This is a genomic window from Streptomyces sp. NPDC002884, assembly GCF_040295245.1.
GTDB lineage: Bacteria > Actinomycetota > Actinomycetes > Streptomycetales > Streptomycetaceae > Streptomyces.
In genome coordinates, this window is the sequence record NZ_JBEOVB010000015.1 from 199,289 (window position 1) to 212,189 (window position 12,901).

15 protein-coding genes are annotated in these 12,901 nt (G+C 70.6%); 8 read left to right on the forward strand and 7 right to left on the reverse strand.

Translation table 11 applies throughout. The features are described from left to right. Positions 1 to 65 precede the first annotated feature (65 nt). The 3 genes from ABT070_RS27800 to ABT070_RS27810 form a co-directional block, all read right to left on the reverse strand. Positions 66 to 803 (reverse strand): transglycosylase SLT domain-containing protein, encoded by a 738-nt coding sequence (locus ABT070_RS27800; RefSeq protein ID WP_351764601.1) that lies wholly within the window; start codon positions 801 to 803, stop codon positions 66 to 68. A gap of 302 nt (positions 804 to 1,105) precedes the next feature. Continuing rightward, entirely contained in the window at positions 1,106 to 2,212 is a 1,107-nt protein-coding gene (locus ABT070_RS27805; protein WP_351764602.1) for an S-adenosylmethionine:tRNA ribosyltransferase-isomerase, read from the reverse strand. Next, positions 2,209 to 2,907, reverse strand: a complete 699-nt coding sequence (locus tag ABT070_RS27810; RefSeq protein WP_351764603.1) for an SDR family NAD(P)-dependent oxidoreductase — start codon at positions 2,905 to 2,907, stop codon at positions 2,209 to 2,211. The genes ABT070_RS27805 and ABT070_RS27810 overlap by 4 nt, the downstream gene beginning before the upstream one ends. 241 nt (positions 2,908 to 3,148) lie before the next feature. Between ABT070_RS27810 and ABT070_RS27815 the strand changes: the two genes are divergently transcribed. The 4 genes from ABT070_RS27815 to ABT070_RS27830 all read left to right on the forward strand — a co-directional run bounded on the left by ABT070_RS27815 (position 3,149) and on the right by ABT070_RS27830 (position 5,795). Further along, positions 3,149 to 4,294 carry a GAF domain-containing sensor histidine kinase gene (locus ABT070_RS27815; protein ID WP_351764604.1) on the forward strand — a complete coding sequence of 382 codons (1,146 nt, stop codon included), beginning with the start codon at positions 3,149 to 3,151 and terminating at the stop codon, positions 4,292 to 4,294. Next, entirely contained in the window at positions 4,287 to 4,928 is a 642-nt protein-coding gene (locus ABT070_RS27820; protein WP_020130387.1) for a response regulator, read from the forward strand. Before ABT070_RS27815 ends, ABT070_RS27820 begins: the two co-directional genes overlap by 8 nt. A gap of 189 nt (positions 4,929 to 5,117) precedes the next feature. Next, positions 5,118 to 5,363, forward strand: coding sequence for a chaplin ChpE (gene chpE / locus ABT070_RS27825; RefSeq protein ID WP_351764605.1), 246 nt, complete (start codon positions 5,118 to 5,120; stop codon positions 5,361 to 5,363). A 192-nt stretch (positions 5,364 to 5,555) separates the two neighbouring features. After that, positions 5,556 to 5,795, forward strand: coding sequence for a chaplin (locus tag ABT070_RS27830; protein ID WP_351764606.1), 240 nt, complete (start codon positions 5,556 to 5,558; stop codon positions 5,793 to 5,795). A gap of 306 nt (positions 5,796 to 6,101) precedes the next feature. On the opposite strand, the gene ABT070_RS27835 is transcribed toward ABT070_RS27830, so the two are convergent. After that, positions 6,102 to 6,890: an Rv1486c family protein gene (locus ABT070_RS27835; protein WP_351764607.1), complete on the reverse strand. Its 789-nt coding sequence runs from the start codon at positions 6,888 to 6,890 to the stop codon at positions 6,102 to 6,104. Positions 6,891 to 7,043: 153 nt separating this feature from the next. On the opposite strand from ABT070_RS27835, the gene ABT070_RS27840 reads away from it, so the two are divergent. The 3 genes from ABT070_RS27840 to ABT070_RS27850 all read left to right on the forward strand — a co-directional run bounded on the left by ABT070_RS27840 (position 7,044) and on the right by ABT070_RS27850 (position 9,434). Then, entirely contained in the window at positions 7,044 to 7,841 is a 798-nt protein-coding gene (locus tag ABT070_RS27840; protein ID WP_351764608.1) for an ABC transporter ATP-binding protein, read from the forward strand. Between the two features lie 53 nt (positions 7,842 to 7,894). Then, positions 7,895 to 8,326: an NfeD family protein gene (locus ABT070_RS27845; protein ID WP_351764609.1), complete on the forward strand. Its 432-nt coding sequence runs from the start codon at positions 7,895 to 7,897 to the stop codon at positions 8,324 to 8,326. A gap of 142 nt (positions 8,327 to 8,468) precedes the next feature. Then, positions 8,469 to 9,434 carry an SPFH domain-containing protein gene (locus tag ABT070_RS27850; protein WP_351764610.1) on the forward strand — a complete coding sequence of 322 codons (966 nt, stop codon included), beginning with the start codon at positions 8,469 to 8,471 and terminating at the stop codon, positions 9,432 to 9,434. A 107-nt stretch (positions 9,435 to 9,541) separates the two neighbouring features. Here ABT070_RS27850 and ABT070_RS27855 read toward each other — a convergent pair whose 3' ends face one another. From ABT070_RS27855 to ABT070_RS27865, 3 genes are all read right to left on the reverse strand, one after another. Next, positions 9,542 to 10,048 carry an HNH endonuclease gene (locus ABT070_RS27855; protein ID WP_351764611.1) on the reverse strand — a complete coding sequence of 169 codons (507 nt, stop codon included), beginning with the start codon at positions 10,046 to 10,048 and terminating at the stop codon, positions 9,542 to 9,544. 197 nt (positions 10,049 to 10,245) lie between these two features. Then, entirely contained in the window at positions 10,246 to 10,785 is a 540-nt protein-coding gene (locus tag ABT070_RS27860) for a YbhB/YbcL family Raf kinase inhibitor-like protein (RefSeq protein ID WP_351764612.1), read from the reverse strand. A 120-nt stretch (positions 10,786 to 10,905) separates the two neighbouring features. Next, a complete protein-coding gene (locus ABT070_RS27865) occupies positions 10,906 to 11,688 on the reverse strand; it encodes a sporulation protein (protein ID WP_351764613.1) in 783 nt (260 codons plus the stop codon). A gap of 151 nt (positions 11,689 to 11,839) precedes the next feature. On the opposite strand from ABT070_RS27865, the gene ABT070_RS27870 reads away from it, so the two are divergent. Then, positions 11,840 to 12,481 (forward strand): DNA-3-methyladenine glycosylase, encoded by a 642-nt coding sequence (locus ABT070_RS27870; RefSeq protein WP_351764614.1) that lies wholly within the window; start codon positions 11,840 to 11,842, stop codon positions 12,479 to 12,481. Positions 12,482 to 12,901 lie beyond the last annotated feature (420 nt).

Consider the following 12,901-nt stretch of genomic DNA (forward strand, 5'->3'; position numbering starts at 1 on the left):
AGCGGCAGTACGCCGATGGGCGGCACCCCGGTTCGGGGTGCCGCCCATCGGCGTACGGGGGTCGCTCAGTACGCGCTGTCGACGTTGTCGATCGTGCCGTACTTGTCGGCCGCGTAGTTCGCCGCGGCGGTGATGTTGGCGACCGGGTCGTAGATGTTCCAGGACGTTCCGGCGACGTGGTAGGCCGCGAACGTCGGCGGGATCACCTGGAGCAGGCCCTTGGACGGGATGCCGTTGATGGCGTTGATGTCCCAGTTGTTGATCGCCTTCGGGTTGCCCGAGGACTCCCGGATGATGTTGCGGTGCAGACCGCTGTAGGAGCCCGGGATGCCCTTGGACTTCATGATGTCCAGGGAGTGCTTGATCCAGCCGTCGAGGTTGTTGGCGTAGCTCTTGGTGGCGACCTGCTTGACGGCCACGCGCTTGGCGGACCGGCTCGCGGCCTCCTGGGCGGCCTTGCGCGCGGCGGCGGCCTTCTTGGCCGCGGCCGCGGCGGCCGCCTTCTTCTTCGCGGCGGCTGCCTTCGCGGCGGCCTCGGCGGCGGCCTTCTTCTTCGCGGCGGCGTCCGCGGCGGCCTTCTTCTGTGCCTCGATGGCGTCGACCTTCACGCTTGTCGTGGCCAGCTGGTCGGTCACGCTGGCCTTGACGGCCTTCACCGGCGCAGCGCTGTAGGCGACCCGGGCCGAGGAGACGGCGTCCGTAGTGGTCGTCTGCGCGTCGGCCGGCACCACGGAGAAGGCGAGGGCAGCGGCACCGAGCGTGGCGGCACCGGCGATCGCGATCTTGCGAGTGTTCTTGGGCATGCGGATGGACCTCTTCGAATAGCGCGGAGGTCGCTCTCTTCGTCCGACGGCGGACAGCGGGTGCTTGAGGCACGGGCGCCGCCGGGGGAGAACCCACGGCGCTGAGCGACGAGAGCCATTGTTAGCGGCCGCAAAATCGGCAGGCAAAGGTGTGACGTACGATCCCCGATAGTGGATCAGGGAAGGGCAAATCGGGACAGATGGAACCATCTGCCCCGTTCACCGCGTCCCCTTTATCTCCTATTGCCCGTAGTACGTGATCCGCGCCCTATGTGCGGGCTCACACGGGCCCCCCTCTGTTCTCACTGATAGTTGCCCGAGCAATGCTCTGCGTCAGCACTCTCCTCCGGAAGGACGAGGTGCACGTCCCCGAACTCGTGCCACAGGTAGCGCCCGCCCAGCGCCTCGTCGTAGCCACGGCTGATCGCGGCCCGCCCCGCCACCGCCTCCAGCATCAGCAGATGCGAGGCCTCCGGCTCGTGCAGCCCGGTCAGCAGCCCGTCCACCGCCCGTACTCCGCGCGCGGGCGTGACGACGAGATCCGTCCATCCCGCACGCGCGCGTACGAGCCCGTCCGCCCCGGTCGCCGACTCCACGGCCCGTACCGCGGTCGTCCCCACCGCGATCACCCGCCTGCCCGCCCTTCTCCCTCCACCACCGCGCACGGCGTTGATCAGCCGCGCCGACGCCTCGGGCACCGCGAACCGCTCCGGATACGGCGGCTCGTGCGCCTCCGCCGAGGCGACCCCGGTGTGCAGGGTGATCGGCGCGAACTGCACCCCCCGGCTCACCAGCTCCGCCACCAGCCGCGCGGTGAAGGGCCGCGCCGCGCTCGGCATCTCCGCACTGCCCGTGCCGTCGGCCGACGGCAGCGCGAACACCGTCTGGTAGACGGACAGCGGCTGGTCCCGCTCCGTGTAGGAGTAACGGATGGGCCGCCCGTGCTCCCGCAGCAGCCCGTGCACCGCCCCGGCAGGGGACACCCGCGCCCACCACAGCCGCCCGCTCCCCGGGCTCAGCGGCTCCTCCAGCGCCAGCCGCACACCCCCGGCCAGCCGCACCTCGGTCCCCGCGGGCCCGCCCGCACGCGCGCGGGTGGTGCCCTTCCCGTCCGGCTCCCGCAGCTCTACGGCCCACCGCCCGTCGTCACCGCGCGTGGAGAAGTGCACCACCACACGCGCGTGCCCGACCCGCCCGTCCACGGCCGCCGCCAGCGTCGGCGAGGTGTTCACCACGAGCAGGTCCCCGGCCCGCAGCAGACACGGCAGCTCCCGGAACGCGTGATGGGTGGCCTCCGTCCCCCGCGACACCAGCAGCCGCACGTCGTCACGGTCCCGTCCCGGCCCCCGCTGCTCGGCCGGCACCCGCGCCGACAGCTCCTGCGGAACCCGCTGCACGGCCAGCGTCATCGCCGTCCCTCCAGCAGGGCCGGAGCCCCGTACCGCCCGCTCGCCGGGCGCTCGTCCAGCAGCCGCAGGAAGGCCGGCGCCACACCGGCCGGATCCGGCCGCGGATCGTCGTCGTCCGGTACGGCCGCCGCGTACAGGTCCGTGGCCATGTCCCCGGGGTCCACCGCCCACACCCGCAGCCCCGGCTCCTCCGCCCCGAGCACCGCCGCGAGCTGGTCCAGGGCCGCTTTGGACGCCCCGTAGCCGCCCCAGGTCCCGTACGCCTCGGCGGCCGCGTCCGAGCTGACGGTGATCACCGCGCCGGCCGGCGCCCCGAGCAGCAGCGGCAGCGCCTCCTGGACCAGCCCCAGCGCCGCCACGACGTTCACCTCCAGCGCCCGCCGCAGGCCGTCCAGGGGCAGCTCGGCCAGCCGCACCAGCGGCTCGGCGCCCAGCGCACTCGCGTTGTTCACCAACAGGTCGCAGCCCCCGAGCCGCCAGGCGGCCGCCACCAGCTCGGCCCGGTGCGCCGCGTCCGTGACATCCCCCGCACGGGCCTCGACCCGGGCCCCGTGCGCCGCCACGGCCGCCGCCGTCTCCTTCAGCACCTGCGCGGTTCTGGCGTCGAGCACCAGATCCCAGCCCCGCGCGGCCAGCGCCTCGGCCAGCGCCCGCCCCAGCCCCTTCGACGCACCCGTGATGATCGCAACCGGCATGACAACCGTCCCCTCGTCCGACCGCCTCCTTGCGGCGGTGATCCCAACCTAGGAACCGGCCCCGCGCCTCCGCCTCGGACGCGGGACGCAAGCCGGAGGGGCCCTTGGTCGTAGGCCCGCGCACCCGGTCCCCGCGCCCTGGTCCGCGGTAACCGGGACCTCCGCCCTAGGTCCTGCGCCCCAGCCCGCGGCCGCCACAGGTCCGATCCGCGCTGTCACACCCCGCCGGTACCGTGAGGGCATGAGTCAAGGCCCCCGGTCCGGCCTCGCCGCGGTGAGTACCGCGCTGCTGGCCATGAGCAGGCACCTCGAGGTCCGCGACGTCCTCAAGACGATCGTCGCCTCCGCCCGCGAACTGCTGGACGCGCAGTACGCCGCCCTCGGCGTGCCCGACGACCACGGCGGCTTCGCCCAGTTCGTCGTCGACGGCGTCGGCGAGGAGCAGTGGAAGGCCATCGGCCCGCTGCCCCGCCAGCACGGCATCCTGGCGGCGATGCTCCAGGAGGCCCGGCCCCAGCGCCTCGCCGACGTCCGCAAGGACCCGCGCTTCGAGGGCTGGCCGTCCGCCCACCCCGAGATGTCCGACTTCCTGGGCCTGCCCGTCCGGGACGGCGAGGAGGTCCTCGGCGCTCTGTTCCTGGCCAACAAGAACTGCGCCAGGCCCCAAGGCGGTTGCGGCTTCACCGAGGACGACGAGGAACTGCTCGCGATCCTCGCCCAGCACGCCGCGATAGCCCTCACCAACGCCCGCCTGTACGAGCGCAGCCGCGAACTGACGATCGCCGAGGAACGCTCCCGGCTGGCCCACGAACTGCACGACGCCGTCAGCCAGAAGCTGTTCTCCCTGCGCCTGACGGCCCAGGCCGCCACCGCCCTCGTCGACCGCGACCCCGCGCGCGCGAAGGGCGAACTGCAACAGGTCGCCGCGCTCGCCGCCGAGGCCGCCGACGAACTGCGGGCCGCCGTCGTGGAGTTGCGCCCCGCGGCCCTCGACGAGGACGGCCTGGTCGCCACCCTCCGCACCCACATCCAGGTCCTCGACCGCGCCCACACCGCGCGCGTGACCTTCACCAGCCAAGGCGTCCGCGCGCTGCCCGCCGCGCAGGAGGACGCCCTGCTGCGGGTCGCCCAGGAGGCGCTGCACAACGCCCTGCGCCACTCCGGGGCGCAACGCGTCGAGGTGACCCTCGCGAAACGCGGCCCCGGCACGGTCCTGCGCGTCACGGACGACGGCGGCGGCTTCGACCCGACGACGGTCCGCCGGGCCGGCCGGCACCTCGGGCTGGTCTCGATGCGGGACCGGGCCGGCGGGGTCGGTGGCACGCTCACGGTGGAATCGGCGCCCGGCAAGGGCACCACGATCGAGATGGAGGCTCCCGGTGGCTGACGCAATCAAGGTGCTGCTCGTCGACGACCACCAGGTCGTCCGCCGGGGCCTGCGCACCTTCCTGGAGGTGCAGGACGACATCGAGGTCGTCGGCGAGGCCGCTGACGGCGCCGAAGGAGTCGCCCTCGCCGAGGAGTTGAAGCCGGACGTCGTCCTGATGGACGTCAAGATGCCCGGCATGGACGGCGTCGAGGCCCTCCGCAGGCTCCGCGACCTGGCGAACCCCGCGCGCGTGCTGATCGTCACCAGCTTCACCGAACAGCGCACCGTGGTCCCGGCCCTGCGCGCGGGCGCCGCCGGGTACGTCTACAAGGACGTGGACCCCGACGCCCTGGCCGGCGCCATCCGCTCGGTCCACGCCGGGCACATCCTGCTCCAGCCGGAGGTCGCCGGCGCACTCCTCTCCCAGGACGAGGGCACCTCGGGCCAGGGCAGAGGCGGCGCGCTCACGGAACGCGAGCGCGAGGTGCTCGGCCTGATAGCGGACGGCCGCTCCAACCGCGAGATCGCCCGGGCCCTGGTCCTCTCCGAGAAGACCGTCAAGACACACGTCTCGAACATCCTGATGAAGCTCGACCTCGCGGACCGCACCCAGGCCGCGCTGTGGGCCGTACGTCATGGCGTGACCCGCTGAGACGCGCTCCGGCGCACCACCCGGAGCGTCGCGGGGCGCTCCGGCGGGGCAACGCGGAAGGTTAACTTCCGATCCGAGATTCATACCGTCGTGGGAATGTCCCCCGAACGGCGCATCCTTCGGGGCCCGCCGCCGTTCTCCAGTGCGTGCCGCGGCGACTGCCGCGGTAATCGCTAGGAGGGGTCAGAAGTGAAGAACCTGAAGAAGGCAGCGGCCGTGACGATGGTGGCCGGCGGGCTGATGGCGGCGGGTGCCGGCATGGCCTCCGCCTCCGACGGCGCCACCGCCCTCGGCGAGGCCAAGGGCTCGCCGGGCGTCGTCTCGGGCAATCTCGTCCAGGCCCCGGTGCACGTCCCGGTCAACGTGGTCGGCAACAGCGTGAACGTCATCGGCGTGCTGAACCCGGCCTTCGGCAACCTGGGTCTCAACCACTGAGGTCCCGCCCGCACCCGCGGTGACCTCCGGCCTCCCTCGGCCCCCACCGAGGGAGGCCGGTCTGTTTGTCGCTCCAATGATCCGAACGAGGTGTCTTCCGAGCGGTCCCGCATCGTTCCCGATCACTCCCGCGTTGGGCAGTCCACGACCCGCGGCCGGGTCGGATACGCAAACGCAGGAGGAACTCTTCCCATGAACATCGCCAAGAAGGCTGCCGTGGCCCTCACCGTCGCGGGTATCGCCGCGGGCGCCTCGGCCGGTGCCGCCGTCGCCGACGCGGGTGCCGAAGGCGCGGCCGTGAAGTCGCCGGGCGTTGCCTCGGGCAACGTCATCCAGGTGCCGGTGCACATCCCGGTCAACCTCTGCGGCAACACGATCAACCTGGTCGGCGTGCTGAACCCGGCGTTCGGCAACACCTGCATCAACGACTGAGTTCGTAGCCGCACCACAGAGGGGCCCACGCGTCACGGACGACGCGCGGGCCCCTCCGCTTGCCGCGACCACTTCACCACCGCCCGACAACCCAGCCCGTCCGGCGCCCCACATGGCGGCGCCCTTCACCGCCACCCGGCCAGCCAGCCCGCCGGAGCTCGGCATGTCGGCACCTTTCACCGCCGCCCGGCAAGGCGATCCAGCCCGTCCGGCGCTTGAGGACAAGGCCCCTTCAGGGCCGAAGGGGGGCCCGGGGGCACAGCCCCCAGAGGCTCACACCCACCCGGGCCACCCGAGCAGCGACGCTCACCGCACCCCCCGCTCCCGCTCCTCCACAACGGAGTTGTACGCGGCGACCTGAGCCCGCCGCGCCGTCCGCTCGACCGGCCGCAGGGCCTCCGCCCGCACCGCCATCTCCGCCGAGCTCACCGCACCCCCGGGTCCGTTCTCATAGGCGAGGGACACCAGCAGCCCCACCCGCTGCGCCAGCTCCAGCACCCGCACCGCCCGAGGCGGATACCCCGGAGCCAGGACCTCCCGCCCCCGCTCGGACCGGGCCCGGTACGCGTCGATCGCCGCCTCCGCCACCGGCCCCGATCCCGCCAGGTCCAGCCGCGCCAGCACCGCCGTGGCGTCCCGCAACGCCTCCGCCAGCTCCCGCTCCGCCTCGCCCAGCGACGGCACGTCGGCCGGCGGGGCCTCCCGCACCGGCAGGCAGTGCCACACGACCTCGACATGCACGTCACCCTCGGGCCCGGCCTCGTACACCTCCGGCACCAGCCCGTACCCGGCGCCGTGACAGACCACCGCCTCCTCCGCCTCCAGCGCCCGCTTGTTGAACTCCGGCGGGCCGCTCAACCCCAGCGGATGCCCCGGCGCGGGCAGCGCCACCCGCAGCCCGCTCACCCCGAGCGCCCGCAGCCGCCCCAGCGCGAGCGTGAGTCCGACGGGCGCCGACTCACCGGGCAGCCCCTCCACCCGGTGCACGGCGTCCTCGCCGACGATGGCGAGCACGGCGTCGTCCGGCGAGACAATTCCGGCCAACAGGGCATTTCCCCAAGCGGCAAGGCGACCAGAGCGCGGTTCCGAGAGCATGCCCCCACCCTAAGGACCGGACCGATGGAACGGGCCGCCCGACCGGTGGCGTAGATTTTCCCGGAGAGGCCGCGCCCACCCATGCGCGGCGGTCCGAGCCACAGGCGCCCGCGACAACCGACCGGCCACACAGCAAGGGGAGACAACGCGCTCATGAGCGATGTTCTGGAGCTTCAGGACGTATCCGTGGTCCGTGAGGGCCGGGCTCTGGTGGACCAGGTCTCCTGGTCGGTCAAGGAGGGCGAGCGCTGGGTCATCCTCGGTCCCAACGGGGCCGGCAAGACGACCCTCCTGAACATCGCCTCGACCTACCTCTTCCCCAGCGCCGGCACCGTCTCCATCCTCGGGGAGACCCTCGGCAGCCCCGGCACCGACGTCTTCGAGCTGCGCCCCCGCGTCGGCATGGCCGGCATCGCCCTCGCCGACAAGCTCCCCAAGCGCCAGACCGTCCTCCAGACGGTACTGACCGCCGCGTACGGCATGACCGCCGGCTGGCAGGAGGAGTACGAGGACATCGACGAGCAGCGCGCCCGCGCCTTCCTCGACCGCCTCGGCATGAGCGACTACCTGGAGCGCAAGTTCGGCACGCTCTCCGAGGGCGAGCGCAAGCGCACCCTCATCGCCCGCGCCCTGATGACCGACCCCGAGCTGCTCCTCCTCGACGAGCCCGCCGCCGGTCTGGACCTCGGCGGCCGCGAGGACCTGGTCCGCCGTCTCGGCCGCCTCGCGCGCGACCCCATCGCCCCCTCGATGATCATGGTGACCCACCACGTCGAGGAGATCGCCCCCGGCTTCACCCACGTCCTCATGATCCGCCAGGGCAAGGTCCTCGCCGCGGGCCCGGTCGAGCTCGAGCTCAGCTCCCGCAACCTCTCCCTCTGCTTCGGCCTCCCGCTCGTCGTGGAACAGGTCGGCGACCGCTGGACCGCACAGGGCCTGCCGATGTCCTGACCGCTCCCTGTGCGCCCTGTCCCCGGCAGGACGTGCGGCTCTACCATGACGGTGTGAACGACATCGACGCGTGGGTGTGGTGGCTCGTCGGCGCGGCAGCGCTCGGAATCCCGCTCGTGGTGACCGCCATGCCCGAGTTCGGCATGCTCGCGGTCGGCGCGGTGGCAGCCGCCGTCGCGGCCGGCCTCGGCTTCGGAGCCGTCGCCCAGGTGCTCGTCTTCATCGTCGTCTCCGTCGCACTGATCGCCGTCGTACGCCCGATCGCGACCAAGCACGCAAAGCAGCGTCCCCGACTCGCCACCGGCATCGACGCGTTGAAGGGCAAGCAGGCCGTCGTGCTGGAGCGCGTCGACGGCTCGGGCGGCCGCATCAAGCTCGCCGGCGAGATCTGGTCGGCACGCGCCCTCGACAGCGACCGCGCCTACGACGTGGGGCAGGAAGTCGACGTCGTGGACATCGAGGGGGCCACGGCGATCGTCATCTGACGTGGCGCAACTCCCGCACGACGTAAGTGAACAGAACACCGCACGAGCCGTACGACGGTCTGTCACACTCGTCCAGCAAGATCTTCAACAGGCATAAGATCTTCCGAAAGCGCCGAGGCGGAGAAAGGTACGGGGAGCCGCGATGGAACCGGTCATCATCGTCCTGGTCATTCTGGTGGTGTTGGTCTTCATCGCCCTGATCAAGACGATCCAGGTCATCCCACAGGCGAGTGCCGCCATCGTGGAGCGGTTCGGCCGCTACACGCGGACACTCAACGCGGGACTCAACATCGTCGTCCCGTTCATAGACACCATCCGCAACCGCATCGACCTGCGCGAACAGGTCGTGCCGTTCCCGCCCCAGCCGGTGATCACCCAGGACAACCTGGTCGTGAACATCGACACCGTCATCTACTACCAGGTGACCGACGCCCGGGCCGCGACCTACGAAGTCGCCAGCTACATCCAGGCGATCGAGCAGCTCACCGTCACCACGCTCCGCAACATCATCGGCGGTATGGACCTCGAGCGGACCCTGACCTCCCGCGAGGAGATCAACGCGGCGCTGCGCGGAGTCCTCGACGAGGCGACCGGCAAGTGGGGCATCCGCGTCAACCGCGTGGAACTGAAGGCGATCGAGCCCCCGACCTCCATCCAGGACTCGATGGAGAAGCAGATGCGCGCCGACCGTGACAAGCGCGCCGCGATCCTCACCGCCGAAGGCACGCGCCAGGCCGCCATCCTCACCGCCGAGGGCGAGAAGCAGTCCCAGATCCTGCGCGCCGAGGGCGAGGCCAAGGCAGCCGCCCTGCGCGCCGAGGGCGAGGCCCAGGCCGTGCGTACGGTCTTCGAGGCCATCCACGCGGGCGACCCGGACCAGAAGCTCCTCTCCTACCAGTACCTCCAGATGCTCCCGAAGATCGCCGAAGGCGACGCCAACAAGCTCTGGATCGTCCCGAGCGAAATCGGCGACGCCCTCAAGGGGTTGTCCGGCGCCATGGGCAACTTCGGCAACTTCGGCGGCAATTCGGGAGGCCGCAACTCCGGCAACGGCAACGGCAACGGCGACAGCGGCAACGAGCGCCGCGAGAAGCCGTCGATCGACTGAGGGATCTCTTCGGCTCCGTCCGGTTCCCCGCGCCCTGAAGGGGCGCGGGGAACCGTGCGTTCAGCGACAGTTGGCCCGCAGGCAGAGAGCCGGCCCCGCGCGGAGCGCTACGCGGCCTCCCCGGCCAGCCAGTCCGGCAGGGCGGCGAAGTCGTCCTGGCCCAGGGCCAGAAGCATCGCGTCCGCAGGCGTCGGCTCGAACGGCTGCCGCAGCAACGGCATCTCCGCCTGCTCCGGAGTCCGGTCCGCTTTGCGGTGATTGTCCTCCGCGCACGAGGCGACGGTGTTCAGCCACACGTCCTGACCGCCCTGGGCCCGCGGCACCACGTGGTCCACGGTCGTCGCCCGGCGACCGCAGTACGCGCACCGGTGCCGGTCGCGTATCAGCACACCCCGCCTCGACCACGGAGCTTGTCTTCGGAACGGCACCCGTACGTATCTGCACAGCCTGATCACCCGGGGCGCCGGGATGTCGACCTCGGCTCCGCGCATCCGCAGTTCGGGGTGGGCCTGCTCGACGACGGCCTTGTCCTGAAGCACCAGAACGACGGCTCGGTTCAACGTCACCGTCGACAGCGGCTCGAAGCTCGCGTTCAGTACCAGCGTGTCCCGCATACCAGCCCACCTCCTGTGTGCACCGGCCCACCCCGTGGCGGACTGGGATCAACTCTGGCCGGGCACGCCGAGATGGACAACGCAATATCTGCTGCTTCACGGGAGGTGACCCCCGCGACCCCCGGCAACAAAAATGCCCGCCCCTGATCACTTCCAAGACCAGAGGCGGGCAAACGTTCCATGAACGATGAGCTGACTCATCCCTCCGCGGGAAGTTCGTACTCACCGATCAGCTGGGCGCGGGCGACGGTGTGGAACCGCAGATTGAATCCCACGGCGGCGGGCGAGGCGTCGGCGTCGGGGCCGAGCTTCTCCTGATCCACCGCGTACACCGTGAAGACGTACCGGTGCGGTCCGTCCCCGGGCGGCGGAGCGGCCCCGCCGAACTCCTTGGTGCCGTAGTCGTTGCGCGCGTGCACTGCGCCCTCCGGCAGCCCCTCGAACGTGCCGCCGCCCGCACCCGCGGGCAGTTCGGTCACCGAGGCCGGGATGTCGAACAGGACCCAGTGCCAGAATCCGCTGCCCGTCGGGGCATCGGGGTCGTAGCAGGTCACCGCGAAACTCTTGGCCCCGGCCGGGAAACCCTCCCACCGCAGCTGCGGCGAGATGTTCCCCGCCGCGTGGACCTGGGCGTCCTTGAGCGTCGCCCCCTCCTTCACATCCTCGCTCGTGACCGTGAACGACGGCACCGGCGGATGGAAATCGTGGGGCAGTGGCCGCCTCTTCGGCTCGGTCACTCCGACACCTCCTGATCGATCGGCAGGGCACTCCCTTCGGAGCCTACGACCTCCACGCCCCGCGCGAGGACGCACAGAGGGCCCGGAGCGCCGTACGGCACTCCGGGCCCTCCCTGTTGCTCAGAACCAGTTGCGCTTGCTGCCGACCTCGGACAGCCACTGGTTGAGGTACCCCGTCCAGTCGGTCCCCTGGTAGTCGTGCAGACCCACCTGGAACGAGCGGAAGGTGTCACTGCCCTCGCTGAACAGGCCCGGCTTCTTGTCCATCTCCAGCACGACGTCCATCGTGTGCTCGTCGGCCACGAAGCTCAGCTCGACCTGGTTCAGCCCCCGGTACTGCGACGGCGGGAAGAACTCGATCTCCTGGTAGAACGGCAGCTTCTGCCGCGTACCGCGGATGTGCCCGCGCTCCAGGTCCGCGTTCTTGAAGCGGAAGCCCAGCTGGATGAAGGCGTCCAGGATCGCCTTCTGCGCCGGCAACGGGTGCACGTTGATCGGGTCCAGGTCGCCGGAGTCCACGGCGCGGGCGATCTCCAGCTCCGTGGTCACACCGATGTTCATGCCACGCAGCGTCTGGCCGTCGATCGTCGTGACCGGCGTCTCCCACGGGATCTCGAGCCCGAACGGCACCGCGTGCACGGCGCCGGCCTGGAGCTCGAAGGCACCCCCGAGCCGCAGCTTCGTGAACTCGATGTCCTGCTTGTACTCCTGGTCGCCGCTCTCGACCTCGACCTTGGCCTGAAGCCCGACCGAGAGCCCCTCGATCTGCTGGTTGACGGATCCGCCCTGGATCCGCACCTCACCCTGTACGACACCGCCCGGAACGACGTTGACCTCGGTCAGCACCGTCTCGACCGAAGCCCCACCGGCCCCCAGACTCGCGAGCAGCTTCTTGAACGCCATGTCTCTCCCTCTACGACCTTCTTCTTACGGGATCCCTCGACCCCTACATACGCGATCCCGGCGTGGCCGGTTCCGTGCCCCACACCCTGGCAAGACGGATGCCCGCTGACCACCCCGACGCACTCACACGTCTGCACTACGCTCGGAGGGCATGATCGCGACCCCCGACCGTACGCCCCTCCCCAGGACCTTCTTCGACCGCCCTGTCCTGGAGGTGGCCCAGGATCTGCTCGGCCGGTTCCTCGTCCGGACGACCCCCGACGGTCCGATCACCCTGCGCCTCACGGAGGTCGAGGCCTACGACGGTCCGAGCGACCCGGGGTCCCACGCCTATCGCGGTCCCACGGCCCGCAACGGCGTGATGTTCGGTCCGCCCGGACATGTGTACGTCTACTTCACCTACGGCATGTGGCACTGCATGAACCTCGTCTGCGGTCCGGACGGCACGGCGAGCGCCGTCCTGCTCCGCGCCGGCGAGATCGTCGAGGGCGCCGAGTCGGCCCGCAAACGTCGACTCTCGGCCCGAAATGACAAGGAACTGGCCAAAGGGCCTGCCCGCCTGGCCACCGCACTGGACGTGGACCGGGCCCTCGACGGTACGGACGCCTGCGCCACGGGGGACACCCCCTTGAAGATCCTGACCGGCACCCCGGTCCCCTCCGACCAGGTACGCAACGGCCCGCGCACCGGAGTCTCCGGCGACGGAGCGGTCCACCCCTGGCGATACTGGGTCGCCGACGACCCGACGGTGAGCCCCTATCGGGCCCATGTCCCCAGACGTCGCCGAAGTTGACTCGCTGTTGGCCGGCGCGTAACGTAGCCCGAGCCGCTTGAACCGGGTACGGCATTCGCCGGCAGTCGGAAGCGGCCAACCCACTACCTACAACGCCCCTCAACGGGAGCGAATTCGGCATGCCTGCATGTCCGCATTCCAACCCGGCAGAACTCGATTATGAGTTGCAGAGGGAATCGGCTAACGTAGTGAATGTCGAAAGGCCGACAGGCGAAAGTCCAAAGCCAAAGACAATCCTCCCGACAGGGAATCGGATCAAGAAAAAGATCTGATAGAGTCGGAACCGCCGGAAAGGGAAACGCGAAAGCGGGAACCTGGAAAGCAGCGAGGAAATCGGGTCGAGAAAAGATCTGATAGAGTCGGAAACGCAAGACCGAAGGGAAGCGCCCGGAGGAAAGCCTGAGAGAGTCTCTCGGGTGA

Bases quoted from the DNA above. Each gene is read 5' to 3' on its own strand.
- ABT070_RS27800 (WP_351764601.1), bottom strand. From the start codon at position 803: ATGCCCAAGAACACTCGCAAGATCGCGATCGCCGGTGCCGCCACGCTC.
- ABT070_RS27805 (WP_351764602.1), bottom strand. From the start codon at position 2,212: ATGACGCTGGCCGTGCAGCGGGTTCCGCAGGAGCTGTCGGCGCGGGTG.
- ABT070_RS27810 (WP_351764603.1), bottom strand. From the start codon at position 2,907: ATGCCGGTTGCGATCATCACGGGTGCGTCGAAGGGGCTGGGGCGGGCG.
- ABT070_RS27815 (WP_351764604.1), top strand. From the start codon at position 3,149: ATGAGTCAAGGCCCCCGGTCCGGCCTCGCCGCGGTGAGTACCGCGCTG.
- ABT070_RS27830 (WP_351764606.1), top strand. From the start codon at position 5,556: ATGAACATCGCCAAGAAGGCTGCCGTGGCCCTCACCGTCGCGGGTATC.
- ABT070_RS27835 (WP_351764607.1), bottom strand. From the start codon at position 6,890: ATGCTCTCGGAACCGCGCTCTGGTCGCCTTGCCGCTTGGGGAAATGCC.
- ABT070_RS27840 (WP_351764608.1), top strand. From the start codon at position 7,044: ATGAGCGATGTTCTGGAGCTTCAGGACGTATCCGTGGTCCGTGAGGGC.
- ABT070_RS27850 (WP_351764610.1), top strand. From the start codon at position 8,469: ATGGAACCGGTCATCATCGTCCTGGTCATTCTGGTGGTGTTGGTCTTC.
- ABT070_RS27855 (WP_351764611.1), bottom strand. From the start codon at position 10,048: ATGCGGGACACGCTGGTACTGAACGCGAGCTTCGAGCCGCTGTCGACG.
- ABT070_RS27865 (WP_351764613.1), bottom strand. From the start codon at position 11,688: ATGGCGTTCAAGAAGCTGCTCGCGAGTCTGGGGGCCGGTGGGGCTTCG.
- ABT070_RS27870 (WP_351764614.1), top strand. From the start codon at position 11,840: ATGATCGCGACCCCCGACCGTACGCCCCTCCCCAGGACCTTCTTCGAC.